Genomic DNA, 14,804 nt, shown 5'->3' on the forward strand with positions numbered 1-14,804 from the left:
AGGGCATACGATGATGTACCTGAGCGCGTATGGATCAATCCCCTTTTTGACCAGGCCATAAAGTATTTTTATCTAGGCCTAAATATAATCCCCCTTAGAGAAAGGGACAAGATATCAATTATCCCCTGGAGAAGGTACCAAATTGAGAAGGTAGATATAAGGGATATAGACGGTTGGTGGAGCCAGTGGCCTAATGCAAACATTGGCATTGTCACAGGTTCAATCAGCAGGCTCTTGGTGTTGGATATTGACGGGGAAGAGGGGCGCCAATCACTAAAGATCGCTTCCAAGGATGCCACGATAAACACGCCAGTTGCAAGATCTAGCAGGGGTAAGCACTATTACTTTAGGGCCAATAGGATCTTTCGCACATGCGCCGGTATTCTTCCAGGCGTTGATGTAAGATGCGAGGGAGGAATTATCGTTGCGCCTCCAAGCGTCCATCCCTCTGGCAGGGTCTACGAGTGGGAAAAGTCAATCTTTGGTAATGATTTAGAGGACACGCCTACCTGGCTATCCGAAATACTTTCTGAGAGAGAGGGTAAAGATAAGGCCAAAGAAGCTACAATCCCCTTGGGGAAAAGGAATTCCGAGCTTACAAGGATATCTGGCATATTACGAAACAAGGGCCTTTCGCCAGAGGCCGTAAGGGACACGATATCAAGGATCAATCAAATACAGTGTGAGGAGCCTCTCGGCCAGGGGGAAGTGGACAGGATAACGACAGACTTCCCGAAGAACACTTTTGCCATGACTGACCTTGGCAATTCTGAAAGATTGATCTACCACTATGGGGACGTCATAAGGTACTGCCACCTCTGGAAGAAGTGGATAGTCTGGGATGGAAAAAGGTGGCTAAAGGATGATAGCGGGGCCATATACAGACTTGCCAAGGACACTGTGCGGAGCATTAATGCAGAAGCTGCCATAGAGCAAGATTATTCCAGGAAGGGAGAGCTATCAAAGTGGGCCTTTCTCTCAGAAAGCTCCTACCGCATTGAAGCGCTTGTTAAGCTTACAACAAATGAGCTACCAATATCCCCAGATGATCTTGACAAGGACGTGTGGTTTCTGAATGTTGAAAACGGCATAATAGATCTTAGGACCGGCGAGTTCTCAGAAGACCACCTGAAAGAGAAGTTCATCACAAAGCTTGCCAATGTCAAATATGATCCAGATGCAAAATGCCCTATGTGGGAGAATTTCCTTCGTGAGATCTTCGAGGGAAACGAGGAGCTAATCGATTACATCCAGAAGGCCATCGGGTACAGCATGACATCTGATGACCGTGAGCAGGTCCTTTTCTTTCTCCACGGCCTGGGCCAGAACGGGAAGACCACATTTCTCAATATAATCATGACGATGCTGGGCGAGTATGCCAAGGATGCTGACCCATCCACCTTCATGGACAAGAAGTTTGACGGAGGCCCTAAGAATGATGTTGCAAGACTAAAGGGCGCCAGGTTTGTAAGATCATCAGAGATAGCCGAAGGCAAATACTTAGACGAGGACTTCATAAAGAGGGTGACTGGGCACGAAGGCCTCACCGCCAGATTTCTATACGGAGAGATATTTGACTTTGCCCCTAAGTTCAAACTATGGATGATCTCAAACAACAAGCCAACTATCAGGGGGAGCGACTTTGCCATCTGGCGCAGGCTTATGACCATACCCTTCAACTACCGCATTCCAAACGACAAGAGGGATAAGACCCTAGAGGCAAAGCTTGACGAGGAGCTTCCAGGCATTTGAACTGGGCCATCGCTGGCTGCATGAAGTGGCTCTCAGAAGGATTGAATCCTCCAGAGATTGTTGTCCTCGCAAACACTGAATACAAGGACGAGATGGACCCATTGAAGGACTTTCTTGATGATGTCTGCAACGTAGGCGTTATAGCAAAGACTCCTGCAGGGGAGCTTTACGGCGCATACAGGACCTACTGCTACTGCATGAGGACTGAGACCATCTCTCAGCAGTCCTTTGGCAGGAGATTGTCCCAGCTTGGCCTTAAGAAATCAAGGGAGTTTGACGGCAGGTACTGGGAAGGCATAGAGATCAACAAGGCTAGGTTTGAGCTTTTGCAGAAGAGCTACAAGGGTGAGTTTCCTGCTTAGTTTTTATGACGCTATGACGGTTATGACGCTTTTTTCCTTTAAAACTTATAATAAGGAAATTTACTTTAAAAGTTTAGTAAATTGGCATAATACCGTCATAAGCGTCATGGAAGAGGGAAAGGTGAGAGAATAACAAGAAATCTCATCGAGTACAGGGCGTATGTAGGGGATGATGAGCTGCCATGCGTTAGATTAGTCTATGGATACACACTCATGGAGGCTGACAAAGGAGAAACTATAGAGAATATTCTAGGTGAGAAGGGGGGGTATGCGATCTTAGAATACGGCGAAGATCCATGCTGGAACTATGAGTTCGTGCTGTATGTCTCCGACAGCCTCTCAATTCTAAGGCCAATATTTGATCTGCTCTGTATTGAATGTGATAAGGATCTAACTAGATCAATGGCATATACCAACTTCCTGATTCTATATTTGTGGAAGAGCAAGGAGATTAATGATATTGACAATAAAGGCGAGCATAAATTCAGAAATCAATAAGAAAAGAATAGAAAAGAAAAAAAATGATTATTTGTTTTTGTTCTTTTCAAGTATCTTCAAGAACTGGTGCATTGGGTATTCCTTTGGTATTACTGTCAAATTAAGTTTATTCCCATTGCAATCAAAAGTTGCACCTACTGTTCCTGGTCTTAAGGCCCTAAGCGTATATACAATAGTTATTGTACAATCTGAGACCTCTATATGTTCAAAATCAAAATCTAAAAGTTCAAAGTAATCACAATCAATATTAGCAATATTAAAAAAGCCACACACTTGGTTTTCTACTTTTACTGTTATTATGTCTCCCGCCTGTACTGCTGTAGGGCCATAAATCTTACAGGATTCTGGATCTGAACAAGAGTCAAGACAGGCAATCATAATGTTAATTTCTTCCCCCGGTCCACATATAGGTAACGGTGGCGCCATGATGGCCCCAATTCCAAAAGTGCTTCCAACAAATAACAAGCTTATCAGAACAGCTATTATCTTTTTCATAATGTCACCATTATAATTATATAATATGAATTTTTATTCTTTTTAAGTTTTTGTCTAACTCGATTAAGGCGTTTGCCCTAAATTCAGAATTCTGGGCATGCCTTTTGATTTTATCCTATCACTAACCCTAATTATAAGGCCAGATTCGTTAAGTATTTATCTCAAATGGTGTATTTTCCTTAAGGCACTTATACAAACATCCGGTGACTTAAGGCCTAAAAATAATAAAAAACTAAAAATTAAATAAATATCTAAAAACCAATCAATAAATATAAAATAACAATATATTTAAATTAAAATATGTAACAAATAAATAGAAATGATGCGGGGGAAGGGATTCGAACCCTCGAAGACCTGCGTCACCGGATCTTAAGTCCGGCGCCTTAGACCATGCTCGGCAACCCCCGCCTAGAAAAATATCCAAGCCTATCTCTTATAAAATTACCTGATAATATAAATCTTTAGGCAGTTTGTGTTGACACACTTGTAGCCGTCTCTTATTTTACCATCTTTGTCATTGACCGTAACTCTTCTTATCACAGATCCACAAATTTTGCAATTTCTTTCTCCAAAGGTTATATAATCGTATTCCTCGTCCTCTTCTTTATCCTCGAACTCGATATCTGCATCTGATATTTCTCTGTTTATTATATCCAACTCTCTTTCTAACTTTGTATCCTTGATTTCAGGTAAATGTTTTACACCCATTTCATCCTCTGGTTTCAAACTAAAAATTTTGGCAAGTGATGAAAAAGTTGCATAGTTATTGTATTCTATGACCATATAAGATCCATCTGGGGCGCTATCAAATGACAGTATTGCATAATCCGCTTCAATCTCATTTCTAAAGTAATCCTTGATTTTTTTAATAAATGATCCATCATTTCCTTTTAAATCCTCATTTAACAGAAGATCTTCATTGATGTATATTTCCCTACCGGCAGTATAATACTCAATATCTGCCTTATTTAAGGCTGTGACTATCTTCTTTATTCCTTCTTCAACTGTATAAGGCAGAGCTTCAACTTTTCTCATAATGATACTACCATTTATTAGAATTTAAGGTTTTCAATCATTTTGTTCTACATCGGAATTTTCAATAAGATCAAATAAGGTCTTTTTAAGATTTTTAACAGTGTCATAATTTTCTATTTCTTTTGGATATATCCATGCAAACGTGTCATGTTCCCAATCTATTTTTATTTCATCCCCTTTGAATAAGAAAAGGAATGGGTTAATTGACCATATGGTGTTGTTTGTACTATCGATTACATCAAAAGGTATCCCGATTTTAAGAAGTTCCAAATAGGTACTACCAACACCTGTTTCCTCTTGTATTTCTCTCAAAGCAGCTTCAAGGCTATTTTCATCTTCAATAAAACCAGAAATACCTGCCCATTTACCCCTAAAAGTGCCAACTTTGTCACTTCTTTTTAGAATAAGGATTTTGTTATCTTTAAATAAAAATGAAGTAACAATTTCTTTTCTCTTCATAAAAGAAATAAATAAAGTATATTAAAAAAAGTATCTAAATAACTGGGGCAAAAGAATGAATTTATTGCTTTCTAGCCTTTCTTTTCATTCTTCTCATTTTCTTCTTAACGTGTCTCCAGCGCATTCTGCCTTTCTTTTTCCATTTTCGTGGCCTTTTGCCCATTATATCCCTCAAGGAATTTATTTTTTCATTGTTATTTCGATAGTACTTACTGCTCTCTGTTCGACTTGCTCAGTCCCAATCTTTATATCGGTAATTTTTGCATCAGGAATGAATCTGCTTTTTACTATTTCTGCAGTGTCTACAGCAGTAGATATACTTCTTCCCCTAGCTTTTATGGTTATCTCATTCTCACCGGCATTAAACCCGGTGACTATAGCAAGAACATACGCCATTGCTTTTTTCTTTCCTACGAGTACATCCATAATATCCCTCAAATCATTGTTCAATGTAAAACGCTAGAGAACTAGCATGAAAAAGTTTCGTTGCCTATTTATATACTTTTTGGTTAATTTCGCAATTACCTTAAAAATAAGTATTTCTAAAGTAATTATAAATTATTTATCAAATATGCATATCTTTATATTTCCGATACGACTACATTGATATTTTCCTGATCAAGTAATATACCTCTCCAAAATACTTTAGTGTTTATAGAAAATCTGGTCTGATAACTGCCAGGTGAAACTTTTGATTTAAGTAAAAAAGATTTTGATATTCTTTTATTTGCTGGAAGCGGGTCTTGAAAAATGAATTTGTAACCACCATATATCCTCTCAGAAGGATACTTATCGACAGATTCGATTTCTAAATCGGGATAATCGCATACGAATTCTATCCAGTAATCTCCTTCTTTGAAAATTTGATCAGATTCAATCTCTATCATTAAAAGTCCATTTTGACCATCCTTTAGTGATAACTCTGTCTTTAGAATTCCCCCAAGATCTATTCTCTTAATATCAAATTTTGGCCTGTATACCTGAACAGTTGTTTTCACTGTTACTTCATTCATTTGAGTGCCTTCATAATTCTTGTATTTAATCTTAAATTCAAGTGGTATATTTTTTCTTGTTTCAGATAATTTTAGGACTTCTTTTTCTGCAACAACTTTAAACTTTATAACAGAAGTTTTGCCTTTCTCCAATAATAATGGTGGCTCAGCCTCTAGAATAACAGTAAAAGGTGATACCTCTTCAACTTCTATTTCTATAGCATTGCTCTTCCCTTTATTTTGTAAAGTTAGAATACCTATTTCTTCGTTTGTTATGAGCATATTAGATGTTAAAACATCAACACTTCCTGATATTTTAGGATTTTCTTTGAAATTAAAGATAGTGTCTTGGCCCAAATATAGTATCCCAACTATCAAAACTACTGCAATTACTATGAATATCCACTTTTTATTGATATTCATAAACATCGTAACCCATTATAGTTTAAAAGTTTATCTTATAAAATTGTTTATTTATAATTTCCAGTTTTCGGTATTTGAAATTATATTCTTAGTTATCTATAAACGTACCCCAAATTTTATAAACACTAAAAAATTAATCTCTCTGGTGTCTTATGACAGCGGAAGCGCTTTATGAAAGATTATTAGAAACAATTTCTGAAGATGAACTAAAAGAAAGAATTGATAAAAAAATTCAATCTGTCGGTGGACTTTTATCAGAAGAAGGGGCGTTACTCTTAATAGCCGGTGAATTAGGGGTAACTTATGAAGAAATTCCTAAAGAAAAAAAACACTTTTTTATCTCAGATATTAATGAAGGGATGCAACACGTAGATATCAGTGGCAGAATAATGAGAATTTTTGATGTCAATACTTTCCAGAGAAAGACTGGTACAGAAGGAAGAGTTCAGAATATTGTAATTGCAGATAAAACTGGGAGCATTAGGATTGTTTTTTGGGATGATCAGATAGATAAGCTTAAGCAATTTAAGAGAGGCGACGTTGTTACAGTTAGAAATGGTTATTTAAGAAAAGGACTTAACAATGAGTTTGAGATTAGCCTTGGAAAAGACGGAGTTATTTCTAGCGGTCAAGATAGTCCAGATTACCCTCCCATAAATTATGTTAAAATTAAAATCAGAGACATTGAAGACAAGATGAGTAACATAGATGTTACTGGCAGAGTTTCTGCAATCTTTGGCATAAAGGAATTTGCTAAAAAAGATGGGTCTGTTGGAAAAGTTGGTAACTTCATGATCATGGACGACACAGGAGAAATAAGAGTTACTCTATGGGATAAAAAAGCAGAATTACTAAATACTCTTTTCAAAAATGATATTATTACTATTGAAAATGCATATTCCAAGATGGGATTAAATTCTGTTGAAATTAATCTTGGTTTTTCATCTAATGTTGTGCATGAAAAGACTGAAAGAGAAGATATCCCAAAATCAGAATCTTCGACAGTTTCTATATCTGATCTTAAAGAAAATATGAGAGGTATCACTATAGAGGGATACGTAAAAGAGGTATATGATACAAGAACATTTACGAGAGAAAGTGGAACAGGAAAAGTTGGTAGATTTTTATTAAGTGACAATTCTCATGAACTTAAAGTAGTGTTATGGGACGATAAAGCGGAATTATTGACAACTTTAGTGCCCGGTATTAAAATAAGAATTGAATCTTGTAACATAAGATTTAATAATGGTCTTGAAGCCCATCTTGGACTCGGTTCAAGAATACAATCTTTTGATAATGAAGAGAAAATAGATGAAAAGAAAATAGCCGATCACAGTTTATCCGACGATGTTAATGTTTTAGCAAGAGTCGATGGCATTGAAGGTGATTTCTTAGTCATTATCGATGAGTCTGGTAGCGTCCCTCTTTCTTTGGGCCAAATAACAAATAAGAATTTTAATATTGGCGATTCTGTCAAAGTGATTGGAAAACTTGAAAAAGATTCAGATGTCTTGTTTATTAAAGCAACTTCTATTGAAAAGGGAGAATATAGTATTCCAAGCCTTGAATCTATTAAAAATCCCCCTTCCAAAACAATAGATGAATTATCAAATAATGATTATTGTATAATTACTCCTTTGATAAAACATATTGTTAGTGAAGAAAATAACTATATTGTTATTTGTGATGACGGTTATGGCAGTATTAGAGGTAAGATTAAAAAGGAAGTACAACCTTGGAAGGAATACGATATTAAAGCTAGAATTTATGAGAATAATAACTTGAAAGAGTTTTATGGGTATGATATTAAAGAGATAAACCCTGTTTCCAAGGCTAAAGATATCTTTGTGGTGATTTAATGGAAAAAATAAAAGATCTGGAAGACCTTCCAGGTATAGGGCCTAAAACTGCAGAAAAGTTAAAAGAGGCCGGATTTAGAACTGTAGAATCAATAGCTGTAGCTTCACCAAAAGAATTATTTGAAATTGCAGAAATTGGTGAAAGCTCTGCATCCAAGATAATCGAAGCTGCCAGAGAAGCCGCCGATGTAGGTGGATTTTTTACAGCAAATGAACTTTTAGAAAAACGTAAATTTATTGGAAGAATAACTTCAGGTAGTAAAAGATTAGATGAACTCATAGCCGGTGGATTTGAGTCACAATCAATAATCGAAGCTTTTGGAGAATTTGGCTCAGGTAAAAGTCAGATTGGACACCAACTTTGTGTAAATGTACAATTACCAATTGAAAAAGGCGGTCTTGACGCCGGTGCTATATTCATAGATACAGAAAGTACATTTAGACCTGAAAGGATTATACAGATGGCAAAAGGAGTTGGGCTTGACCCTACTGAAGTTCTGAATAAGATTAGGGTGGCTAGAGCATTTAATTCAGATCATCAAATGTTACTTACTGAAAAAACAGTAGAATTGATAGAAGCAGAAAAAATAAAGTTGTTAGTTATAGATTCTCTAACTTCTTCATTTAGGTCAGAGTATGTTGGAAGAGGAACTCTGGCTGAAAGACAGCAGAAACTCGCAAGACATTTGAGAACTTTACACAATATCGCATCTAACCAAGATGTTTGTGTTTTTGTTACAAATCAAGTTTCTGCAAAACCTGATGCTTTTTTTGGAGACCCAACAAGACCTATTGGAGGGCATATACTTGGGCACTCATCTACAATTAGACTATATCTAAGAAAAGCAAAAGGTGGGCAAAGGATAGCAAGACTCGTAGATTCTCCAAATTTGCCGGAGGGCGAAGCAATATTCTTTGTAACTGAAAATGGAATCGAAGACAAATAGGTGATTCATTGAAAAACGGAGATTTTGTTGAAATACAATATGTTGGAAAAATCAAAGAAACAGGAAAAATCTTTGATGTAACTGATGAAACAAAAGCAAAACAAGCCAACGTATATAAAGAGGGAACTAAATACGAACCCATACAGGTAATAGTCGGCGCCGGTCATGTAATTAAAGGATTGGATGAGTCCCTCTTGGATATAGAAGTTGGAGAAACAAAAACTTTTGATATAAATCCTGAAAAAGGATTCGGAAAAAGAGATTCATCTCTATTGCAGATAATACACTTGAACGATTTTAAAAAACACGGTATTTTTCCAAGAGCGGGATTAAAAATAGAAATTAATGGTCATTGGGCGACCGTGAGAAGTGTTTCAAGTGGTAGAGTAAAACTTGATTTTAATCATCCATTATCGGGCAAAACACTCTTATACGAAGTAACAATTCTTAAAAAAATTGATGATTTGACTGAAAAGATTCATGCTATCTTAAAAGTTAGGGCTCCAGGGATAGATGTTTCATCCCAAAAAATTACTTTTGAAGAAGAAAAAGTAAACATAGATCTTAAAGGGATTAATCCACCATATAAAACCTCTCTTGAAGAGTTTATTAAATCAGATATTTCTACTTACATCCCAGAAATAAAAGAATCATCAATTAGTTTCATTGATTAAGCATATATTTTTTTTATTTTATTACCTCAATGTTTATATTTATAAAAGTTAAATTATGTTAGATATAATGGATAAAATAAAAGCCCTAATGATTTCAATTGAAATTCCCACTTTTACATATCTTGTTTCTTTTATTGCAGTGTATGTCAGAGAAATTATTAATGGTGAGTATCCTGAAATAATGATAGAACTCCTTATAATAAACTCTATTCTATTTATTCTTTTTTTTGTTTTAGTCTACACAATAGGGCACGTTGGTTATTCTAAAAGATTAGAGGCAAAAGAAAAAGAAATGGAAAAGTACCCTATTTTTTATGGTAAAAAAATAAGTGAAAAAAGAGATAAATATATTAGATGATTTAGTTGCAACACCAGTTTCCTGATGAAGCCTGAAGTCCAAAAGTGTCAGTATTCGTTCCCGATGTGTTGAAATCGTAGTTTAGTGTTATTGGTATTTCAATCCTTCTTCCACATCCATATCCTGCAAAATTGACATACATAGTATAGCTTAAAGAATGGTCTGAGCCTGTAGAAGCAGTTCTTGATGTTGGTGTTATACTAACAGTAAAACATCTGTTACGATATTCACACTCTGCAAGATTATTCTGTAAAGATGCTATCGATATATCTTTTGCCTTTATGTCTGCCTCAAGTCTTGATACTTTCGATGTTAATGACAAAACTTCTCTTTGGAGAAGTCTGATAGTTGCATCACTATCTCCCTTGACCTTTTCTAGTTCTCTTTCTATGTCCGTTACTTCGCTTTGGTAGCTACTTTTCTCTGCTTCAAGTACACTTTTTTCGTATTGAAGCTTTGATATTTGGCCTTTTAAGGAAGATGTTTCCGTAATAAGGTCTGAGTTTGTCGAAGTTAAAGCTAAATTTGAATTATATAGAAATGCCATACCTGCAACAGACCCTGCAAAAAGAATACCGAGAATTAAGATGATCGCTATGGCAACTGTACCAAATTCACTTTTTTTCTCAGATTCTTTAACTTTATCTCTTTCTTCTCTTGTAGAAACTAATTCTTTTTTGAGATTTTCATTTTCCTGATTGATGGTATTAAATTTGGATTCTAGTTCGTCCTTTTTTTGTTTGTATTCTCTAGCCTTCTTTTCCCATCTTCTGGAATATTTTTTCCATCTAGCTTCTTCTGCCATTAAAGTCCCCCCTCCTCAATAGCATTAATAAACTCTGTATAAGACATAGCTTGAAACTTAATGTATTCAGTTATGACATTTGCAAAATCTTCGTTTCCTTGACCTCTATAAGTAATTGCTTTTCTTTGAAGCTCTTTTAGAGAATCAGGACTAAAAGGTGAACCTTTGTACACATCAGAACCAAAGAAAGAGTTCCATTCATTCTCAAATCTTGTTAAAATAACTTCTAAAGATTCGTCGAATATTTGATCATCATTTTTAGCATATATTGAGAATAGAGTTGTTGCAAGATATCTATGTTCATCATAAGATATTAACGCCATTTCTTTATATAAATTTGAATAATTTGAGGATTGGCCCATATAGGTTTCCGATATTATTTTTAGTTTTGCCTGTGTTTCATCTAACCCATTTCCTTTAACTTCATTAAGATCTTCATTTGCTTGTTTTATATATTCGCCTGAATTTGCAATATATCTAAGATTTGAAGTCTCTGCTGCATCCTCGATATATTTTTGTGAACGCGTTAGATTGTATTCAAGGATAAGAACGTTAAACATGTCCTTTCTATCTTCAGGTATCAGTTTAAGAGAGTTCATTATCTCTAGAGCCTTATTCAAATTTTCTTCTTTATTTCCTCTGTCACTTTCTATGATGCCTTTTAATGCAAAATTAATAGACATCTTAGGATTAGTAACTGCGGTATCCTTTGCAAGAAGGAGATATGGATTTTCTGGATCAATCCTTTCTAGATATGAAATCGCAGAAGTTGTGGCAGATTCGTAGTCCTCAGAAAGTATTCCAATAGGTAATGATAGTATTAGCAACGTTGGTATTAAGATTAGCAAAGATATTTTGATTGTTTTATTCATTTTTACCACATATTTAATAGTTTGAAACGATATAAAAGCATTATCTTGAAACGGTTTTATCGAAAGTTTCAGAAAATGAAACAGTCAATTTTAATAATCTAAATAGAAATTATGTATTATGGGCTATAAAGGGGCATGTAGAAAGCTATCTGAAGAGTTCTTGGAAGGAAAGATAAAAAATTCCAGAGAACTTGAGTTAAAGAAATCAGAAATTTCGAGTGCCTTTAATTTGGACAGGACCCCTAGAAATTCAGATATTTTGGAGTATCTTAAAGATAGGCAAGAAGAGTTTCTGAGGATTCTAATTAAAAGACCAATAAGGACTATGTCTGGGGTAGCTGTCATTGCAGTAATGCCTTTACCCAGTAAATGTCCACATGGGAGGTGCATATACTGCCCGGGAGATGCAGTAAATACTCCTCAAAGTTATACTGGAAAAGAACCTGCAACAATGAGGGCTATTAATTTTAGATTTCATCCTTTTCTTCAAACATTTCATAGATTAAAACAGCTTTATAACACAGGTCATGAAATTGATAAAGTTGAACTAATTATAATGGGAGGAACATTCCCCTCACAATCTTTTGATTACCAAGAATATTTCATTAGAGAATGTCTAAACGCAATGAATTATTTTGACCCTGAGGCGGATGAAACAACTTTAGACAATATGTTTGATCTTAATTACGTTAATACTTCTCTAGAGAATAGGTTTAGCCATAAAAGTAATTCTAATGATTTTGCATCTTATATCTTAGCAGATGAACCACTGACTTTAGACAAAGCTCAAAAAATAAATGAAAAATCAAAAATAAGATGTATTGGGATGACCTTTGAAACAAGACCTGACTGGGCAAAAGAAGTTCACTGTGATAGAATGCTTTCTTATGGGGGCACTAGAGTTGAACTGGGCGTTCAAATTATTTCTGATGAAATATACCAAAAAGTTAATCGAGGACACACAGTTAACGATGTCGTTCAAGCTACAAGGATCCTAAAGGACGCAGGATTTAAGATAAACTATCACATGATGCCAGGATTGCCTGGATCTTCATTTGAAAAAGACATAGATACTTTTAGAACAATATTTTCTAACAAATTATTCATGCCCGATATGGTGAAGTTCTATTCATGCCTTGTCCTAGAAGGAACAGAATTATACGACATGTGGGAAAAAGGTGAATATGTACCTTACACCACTGAAGAAGCAATGGAACTTATACTGAAGATCAAGGAGTTCATGCCTAAATGGGTAAGGACCATGAGGATACAGAGAGATATACCATCTACACTTGTCCAAGCCGGAGTGAAACGATCTAATCTCGGGCAGATGATTGAAGAAGAGCTGAAAATACGAAATATACAGTGCAAATGTGTCAGATGCAGGGAAGTCGGAAGAAAAGCACACAAAGAAGGGATTTACCCAGAGCTTCAAGACATTAAGTTACTGACTGAAAGCTATGAGGCTTCAGAAGGATTAGAGTATTTTATTAGTTTTGAAGATGTCAAGAGAGATATCTTGATTGGGTATGCTAGACTAAGAAAACCTTCAGAGTATGCACATAGAAAAGAGATCTCCAAAGTTCCAACTGGATTAATAAGAGAGCTTCACGTATATGGTGGCCTTATCGGTATAGGCGATAAAAAGGAATCTGGTTGGCAGCATCAGGGGTACGGAAGAAAATTATTGCTTGAATCAGAAAGAATTGCTAAAGAAGAACTAGATTTAAAAAAGATGGTGATTATTTCTGGAATTGGAGCAAGAGAATACTATAGAAAATTTAAATATAAAAAAGAAGGGCCTTATATGTCAAAATTTATCTAGTAATGTTTGGCAAAAAGGATAACTTTTTTTGCTTCTTGACCACACACAATACATTTTTTATCTAATCCATTTTGGTCTAGAGGTATACAACACGAAGTTGCACCTGTTTCTTCTTTTATTTTTTCTTCGCAGTATCCTCTTTCACACCAGCTAATCTTTGCCATTCCTTTTTGATTGTTTAGGATATCTGATAATTCATTGTAGTCTTTAGGTAAAAATGTATTTTTTTCCAAAAACTCTTTGGCTTTTGAGAAAAGATTATTCTGTATATATTCAAGTATCTTGTCTACTTCTTGGCTGAGAATATCCATTGGCACAAAGATTTTTTCAGAATTGTCCCGTCTTACAATAACGACTTTGTTCTCCTTTACGTCTCGTGGCCCTATTTCTATTCTAATTGGTATTCCTTTTAATTCCCATTCATTGAATTTGAAGCCTGCAGTATATCCTTCTCTTTCATCTAATTTTACTTTGTATTTCTTTGCAAGTAAATCTTGAACTTCCTTACATCTCTTAATGACTTCTTCTTTACCATCTTTGAAGATAATTGGAATAATAACAATCTTTATTGGAGCTGCTCTTGGAGGTAAAATAAGTCCTTTATTATCACTGTGGACCATTACTAAGGTACCTACTGTTCTAGTTGTCATCCCCCATGAAGTCTGCCAGACATATTTCTTTTCTTTATCCTTATCTTCAAACATTATATCAAAGGCTTTAGAGAAATGCTGGCCTAAAAGGTGAGATGTTCCGGCTTGCATTGCCTTTTTATCTGCCATCAAACATTCAATTGTCATAGTATAGACTGCACCAGCAAACTTTTCATTATCTGTTTTGTATCCGGAGATTGTTGGAATTGCAAGTAAATTTTCCATTACTTCCCTGTATACATCAAGCATTTTTTTTACTTCTTCCTCGGCCTCTTCCTTTGTAGCATGGGCGGTGTGGCCCTCTTGCCATAAAAACTCTCTAGTTCTTATGAAAAGTTTTGTCATTTTTGTTTCCCATCTAACTACATTAGCCCATTGATTTATCAATAAAGGTAGATCACGCCAGCTTCTTATCCACTTGGCATACATTGAGTACATAATAGTCTCAGAAGTTGGCCTTATAGCAAGCTTTCTTTCAAGAGGCGTGTCTCCGCCATGAGTTACCCATGCAACTTCAGGCGTGAATCCCTCAACATGCTCTTTTTCCATCTCAAAAAATTCTTCAGGAATAAATAAGGGAAAATATGCATTTTCATGACCTGTATCCTTTATTCTCTTGTCAAGAAAATCCTTAATACTTTCCCATATTGCATAACCGTATGGTTTTATTACCATACACCCCTTGATGGGAGAATAATCAGCAAGACCTGCTTTTACAACAATTTGATTGTACCACTCAGAAAAATCCTCATCTCTAGAAATGGTAACTCCAAGATCTTCGGCCATTCATAGCACCTG

The 14,804-nt window shown here is 35.5% G+C and carries 16 protein-coding genes and 1 tRNA gene; 8 read left to right on the forward strand and 9 right to left on the reverse strand.

Annotated features, from left to right (window positions below):
* The 3 genes from KO464_04555 to KO464_04565 all read left to right on the forward strand — a co-directional run.
* On the forward strand, positions 1–1,752 hold a 1,752-nt coding region (locus KO464_04555), incomplete at its 5' end, for a bifunctional DNA primase/polymerase (GenBank protein ID MCC7572644.1).
* Positions 1,749–2,114 (forward strand): hypothetical protein, encoded by a 366-nt coding sequence (locus KO464_04560; GenBank protein MCC7572645.1) that lies wholly within the window; start codon positions 1,749–1,751, stop codon positions 2,112–2,114. The genes KO464_04555 and KO464_04560, both read left to right, overlap by 4 nt.
* 213 nt (positions 2,115–2,327) lie before the next feature.
* Positions 2,328–2,612: a hypothetical protein gene (locus tag KO464_04565; GenBank protein MCC7572646.1), complete on the forward strand. Its 285-nt coding sequence runs from the start codon at positions 2,328–2,330 to the stop codon at positions 2,610–2,612.
* A 27-nt stretch (positions 2,613–2,639) separates the two neighbouring features.
* Here the strand turns inward: KO464_04565 and KO464_04570 are convergent, their stop codons facing one another.
* The 6 genes from KO464_04570 to KO464_04595 all read right to left on the reverse strand — a co-directional run bounded on the left by KO464_04570 (position 2,640) and on the right by KO464_04595 (position 6,016).
* Positions 2,640–3,107, reverse strand: a complete 468-nt coding sequence (locus KO464_04570; protein ID MCC7572647.1) for a hypothetical protein — start codon at positions 3,105–3,107, stop codon at positions 2,640–2,642.
* A 323-nt stretch (positions 3,108–3,430) separates the two neighbouring features.
* A tRNA-Leu gene (locus KO464_04575) sits at positions 3,431–3,515 on the reverse strand.
* A 33-nt stretch (positions 3,516–3,548) separates the two neighbouring features.
* Positions 3,549–4,142: a hypothetical protein gene (locus KO464_04580; protein MCC7572648.1), complete on the reverse strand. Its 594-nt coding sequence runs from the start codon at positions 4,140–4,142 to the stop codon at positions 3,549–3,551.
* Positions 4,143–4,175: 33 nt separating this feature from the next.
* Entirely contained in the window at positions 4,176–4,601 is a 426-nt protein-coding gene (locus KO464_04585) for an NUDIX domain-containing protein (protein MCC7572649.1), read from the reverse strand.
* A 180-nt stretch (positions 4,602–4,781) separates the two neighbouring features.
* On the reverse strand, positions 4,782–5,027 hold the full coding sequence (albA, locus tag KO464_04590) for a DNA-binding protein Alba (GenBank protein MCC7572650.1): 246 nt from the start codon (positions 5,025–5,027) through the stop codon (positions 4,782–4,784).
* Positions 5,028–5,182: 155 nt separating this feature from the next.
* Positions 5,183–6,016 (reverse strand): hypothetical protein, encoded by an 834-nt coding sequence (locus KO464_04595; GenBank protein ID MCC7572651.1) that lies wholly within the window; start codon positions 6,014–6,016, stop codon positions 5,183–5,185.
* Positions 6,017–6,168: 152 nt separating this feature from the next.
* On the opposite strand from KO464_04595, the gene KO464_04600 reads away from it, so the two are divergent.
* From KO464_04600 to KO464_04615, 4 genes are all read left to right on the forward strand, one after another.
* Complete coding sequence (locus KO464_04600) at positions 6,169–7,875, forward strand: DUF3127 domain-containing protein (protein ID MCC7572652.1); 1,707 nt, start codon at positions 6,169–6,171, stop codon at positions 7,873–7,875.
* Complete coding sequence (gene radA / locus KO464_04605; GenBank protein MCC7572653.1) at positions 7,875–8,822, forward strand: DNA repair and recombination protein RadA; 948 nt, start codon at positions 7,875–7,877, stop codon at positions 8,820–8,822. Before KO464_04600 ends, radA begins: the two co-directional genes overlap by 1 nt.
* An 8-nt stretch (positions 8,823–8,830) precedes the next feature.
* Positions 8,831–9,496 carry a peptidylprolyl isomerase gene (locus tag KO464_04610; protein ID MCC7572654.1) on the forward strand — a complete coding sequence of 222 codons (666 nt, stop codon included), beginning with the start codon at positions 8,831–8,833 and terminating at the stop codon, positions 9,494–9,496.
* Between the two features lie 67 nt (positions 9,497–9,563).
* Positions 9,564–9,854: a hypothetical protein gene (locus KO464_04615; protein ID MCC7572655.1), complete on the forward strand. Its 291-nt coding sequence runs from the start codon at positions 9,564–9,566 to the stop codon at positions 9,852–9,854.
* A gap of 1 nt (position 9,855) precedes the next feature.
* On the opposite strand, the gene KO464_04620 is transcribed toward KO464_04615, so the two are convergent.
* Entirely contained in the window at positions 9,856–10,659 is an 804-nt protein-coding gene (locus KO464_04620; GenBank protein ID MCC7572656.1) for a hypothetical protein, read from the reverse strand.
* A complete protein-coding gene (locus KO464_04625) occupies positions 10,659–11,531 on the reverse strand; it encodes a hypothetical protein (GenBank protein ID MCC7572657.1) in 873 nt (290 codons plus the stop codon). The genes KO464_04620 and KO464_04625 overlap by 1 nt, the downstream gene beginning before the upstream one ends.
* Positions 11,532–11,649: 118 nt before the next feature.
* On the opposite strand from KO464_04625, the gene KO464_04630 reads away from it, so the two are divergent.
* Positions 11,650–13,356, forward strand: coding sequence for a tRNA uridine(34) 5-carboxymethylaminomethyl modification radical SAM/GNAT enzyme Elp3 (locus tag KO464_04630; protein MCC7572658.1), 1,707 nt, complete (start codon positions 11,650–11,652; stop codon positions 13,354–13,356).
* On the opposite strand, the gene proS is transcribed toward KO464_04630, so the two are convergent.
* Entirely contained in the window at positions 13,353–14,792 is a 1,440-nt protein-coding gene (proS, locus tag KO464_04635; GenBank protein MCC7572659.1) for a proline--tRNA ligase, read from the reverse strand. The two genes, KO464_04630 and proS, sit on opposite strands and share 4 nt — an antisense overlap.
* Between the last annotated feature and the right edge of the window lie 12 nt (positions 14,793–14,804).

It is taken from the genome of Methanofastidiosum sp. (assembly GCA_020854815.1).
Classification (GTDB): domain Archaea; phylum Methanobacteriota_B; class Thermococci; order Methanofastidiosales; family Methanofastidiosaceae; genus Methanofastidiosum.

Coding starts and splice junctions, on each gene's coding strand:
- KO464_04570 (MCC7572647.1), bottom strand. CDS start 3,107: ATGAAAAAGATAATAGCTGTTCTGATAAGCTTGTTATTTGTTGGAAGC.
- albA (MCC7572650.1), bottom strand. CDS start 5,027: ATGGATGTACTCGTAGGAAAGAAAAAAGCAATGGCGTATGTTCTTGCT.
- KO464_04615 (MCC7572655.1), top strand. CDS start 9,564: ATGGATAAAATAAAAGCCCTAATGATTTCAATTGAAATTCCCACTTTT.
- KO464_04585 (MCC7572649.1), bottom strand. CDS start 4,601: ATGAAGAGAAAAGAAATTGTTACTTCATTTTTATTTAAAGATAACAAA.
- KO464_04620 (MCC7572656.1), bottom strand. CDS start 10,659: ATGGCAGAAGAAGCTAGATGGAAAAAATATTCCAGAAGATGGGAAAAG.
- radA (MCC7572653.1), top strand. CDS start 7,875: ATGGAAAAAATAAAAGATCTGGAAGACCTTCCAGGTATAGGGCCTAAA.
- KO464_04600 (MCC7572652.1), top strand. CDS start 6,169: ATGACAGCGGAAGCGCTTTATGAAAGATTATTAGAAACAATTTCTGAA.
- KO464_04565 (MCC7572646.1), top strand. CDS start 2,328: ATGGAGGCTGACAAAGGAGAAACTATAGAGAATATTCTAGGTGAGAAG.
- KO464_04580 (MCC7572648.1), bottom strand. CDS start 4,142: ATGAGAAAAGTTGAAGCTCTGCCTTATACAGTTGAAGAAGGAATAAAG.
- KO464_04595 (MCC7572651.1), bottom strand. CDS start 6,016: ATGAATATCAATAAAAAGTGGATATTCATAGTAATTGCAGTAGTTTTG.
- KO464_04625 (MCC7572657.1), bottom strand. CDS start 11,531: ATGAATAAAACAATCAAAATATCTTTGCTAATCTTAATACCAACGTTG.
- proS (MCC7572659.1), bottom strand. CDS start 14,792: ATGGCCGAAGATCTTGGAGTTACCATTTCTAGAGATGAGGATTTTTCT.
- KO464_04630 (MCC7572658.1), top strand. CDS start 11,650: ATGGGCTATAAAGGGGCATGTAGAAAGCTATCTGAAGAGTTCTTGGAA.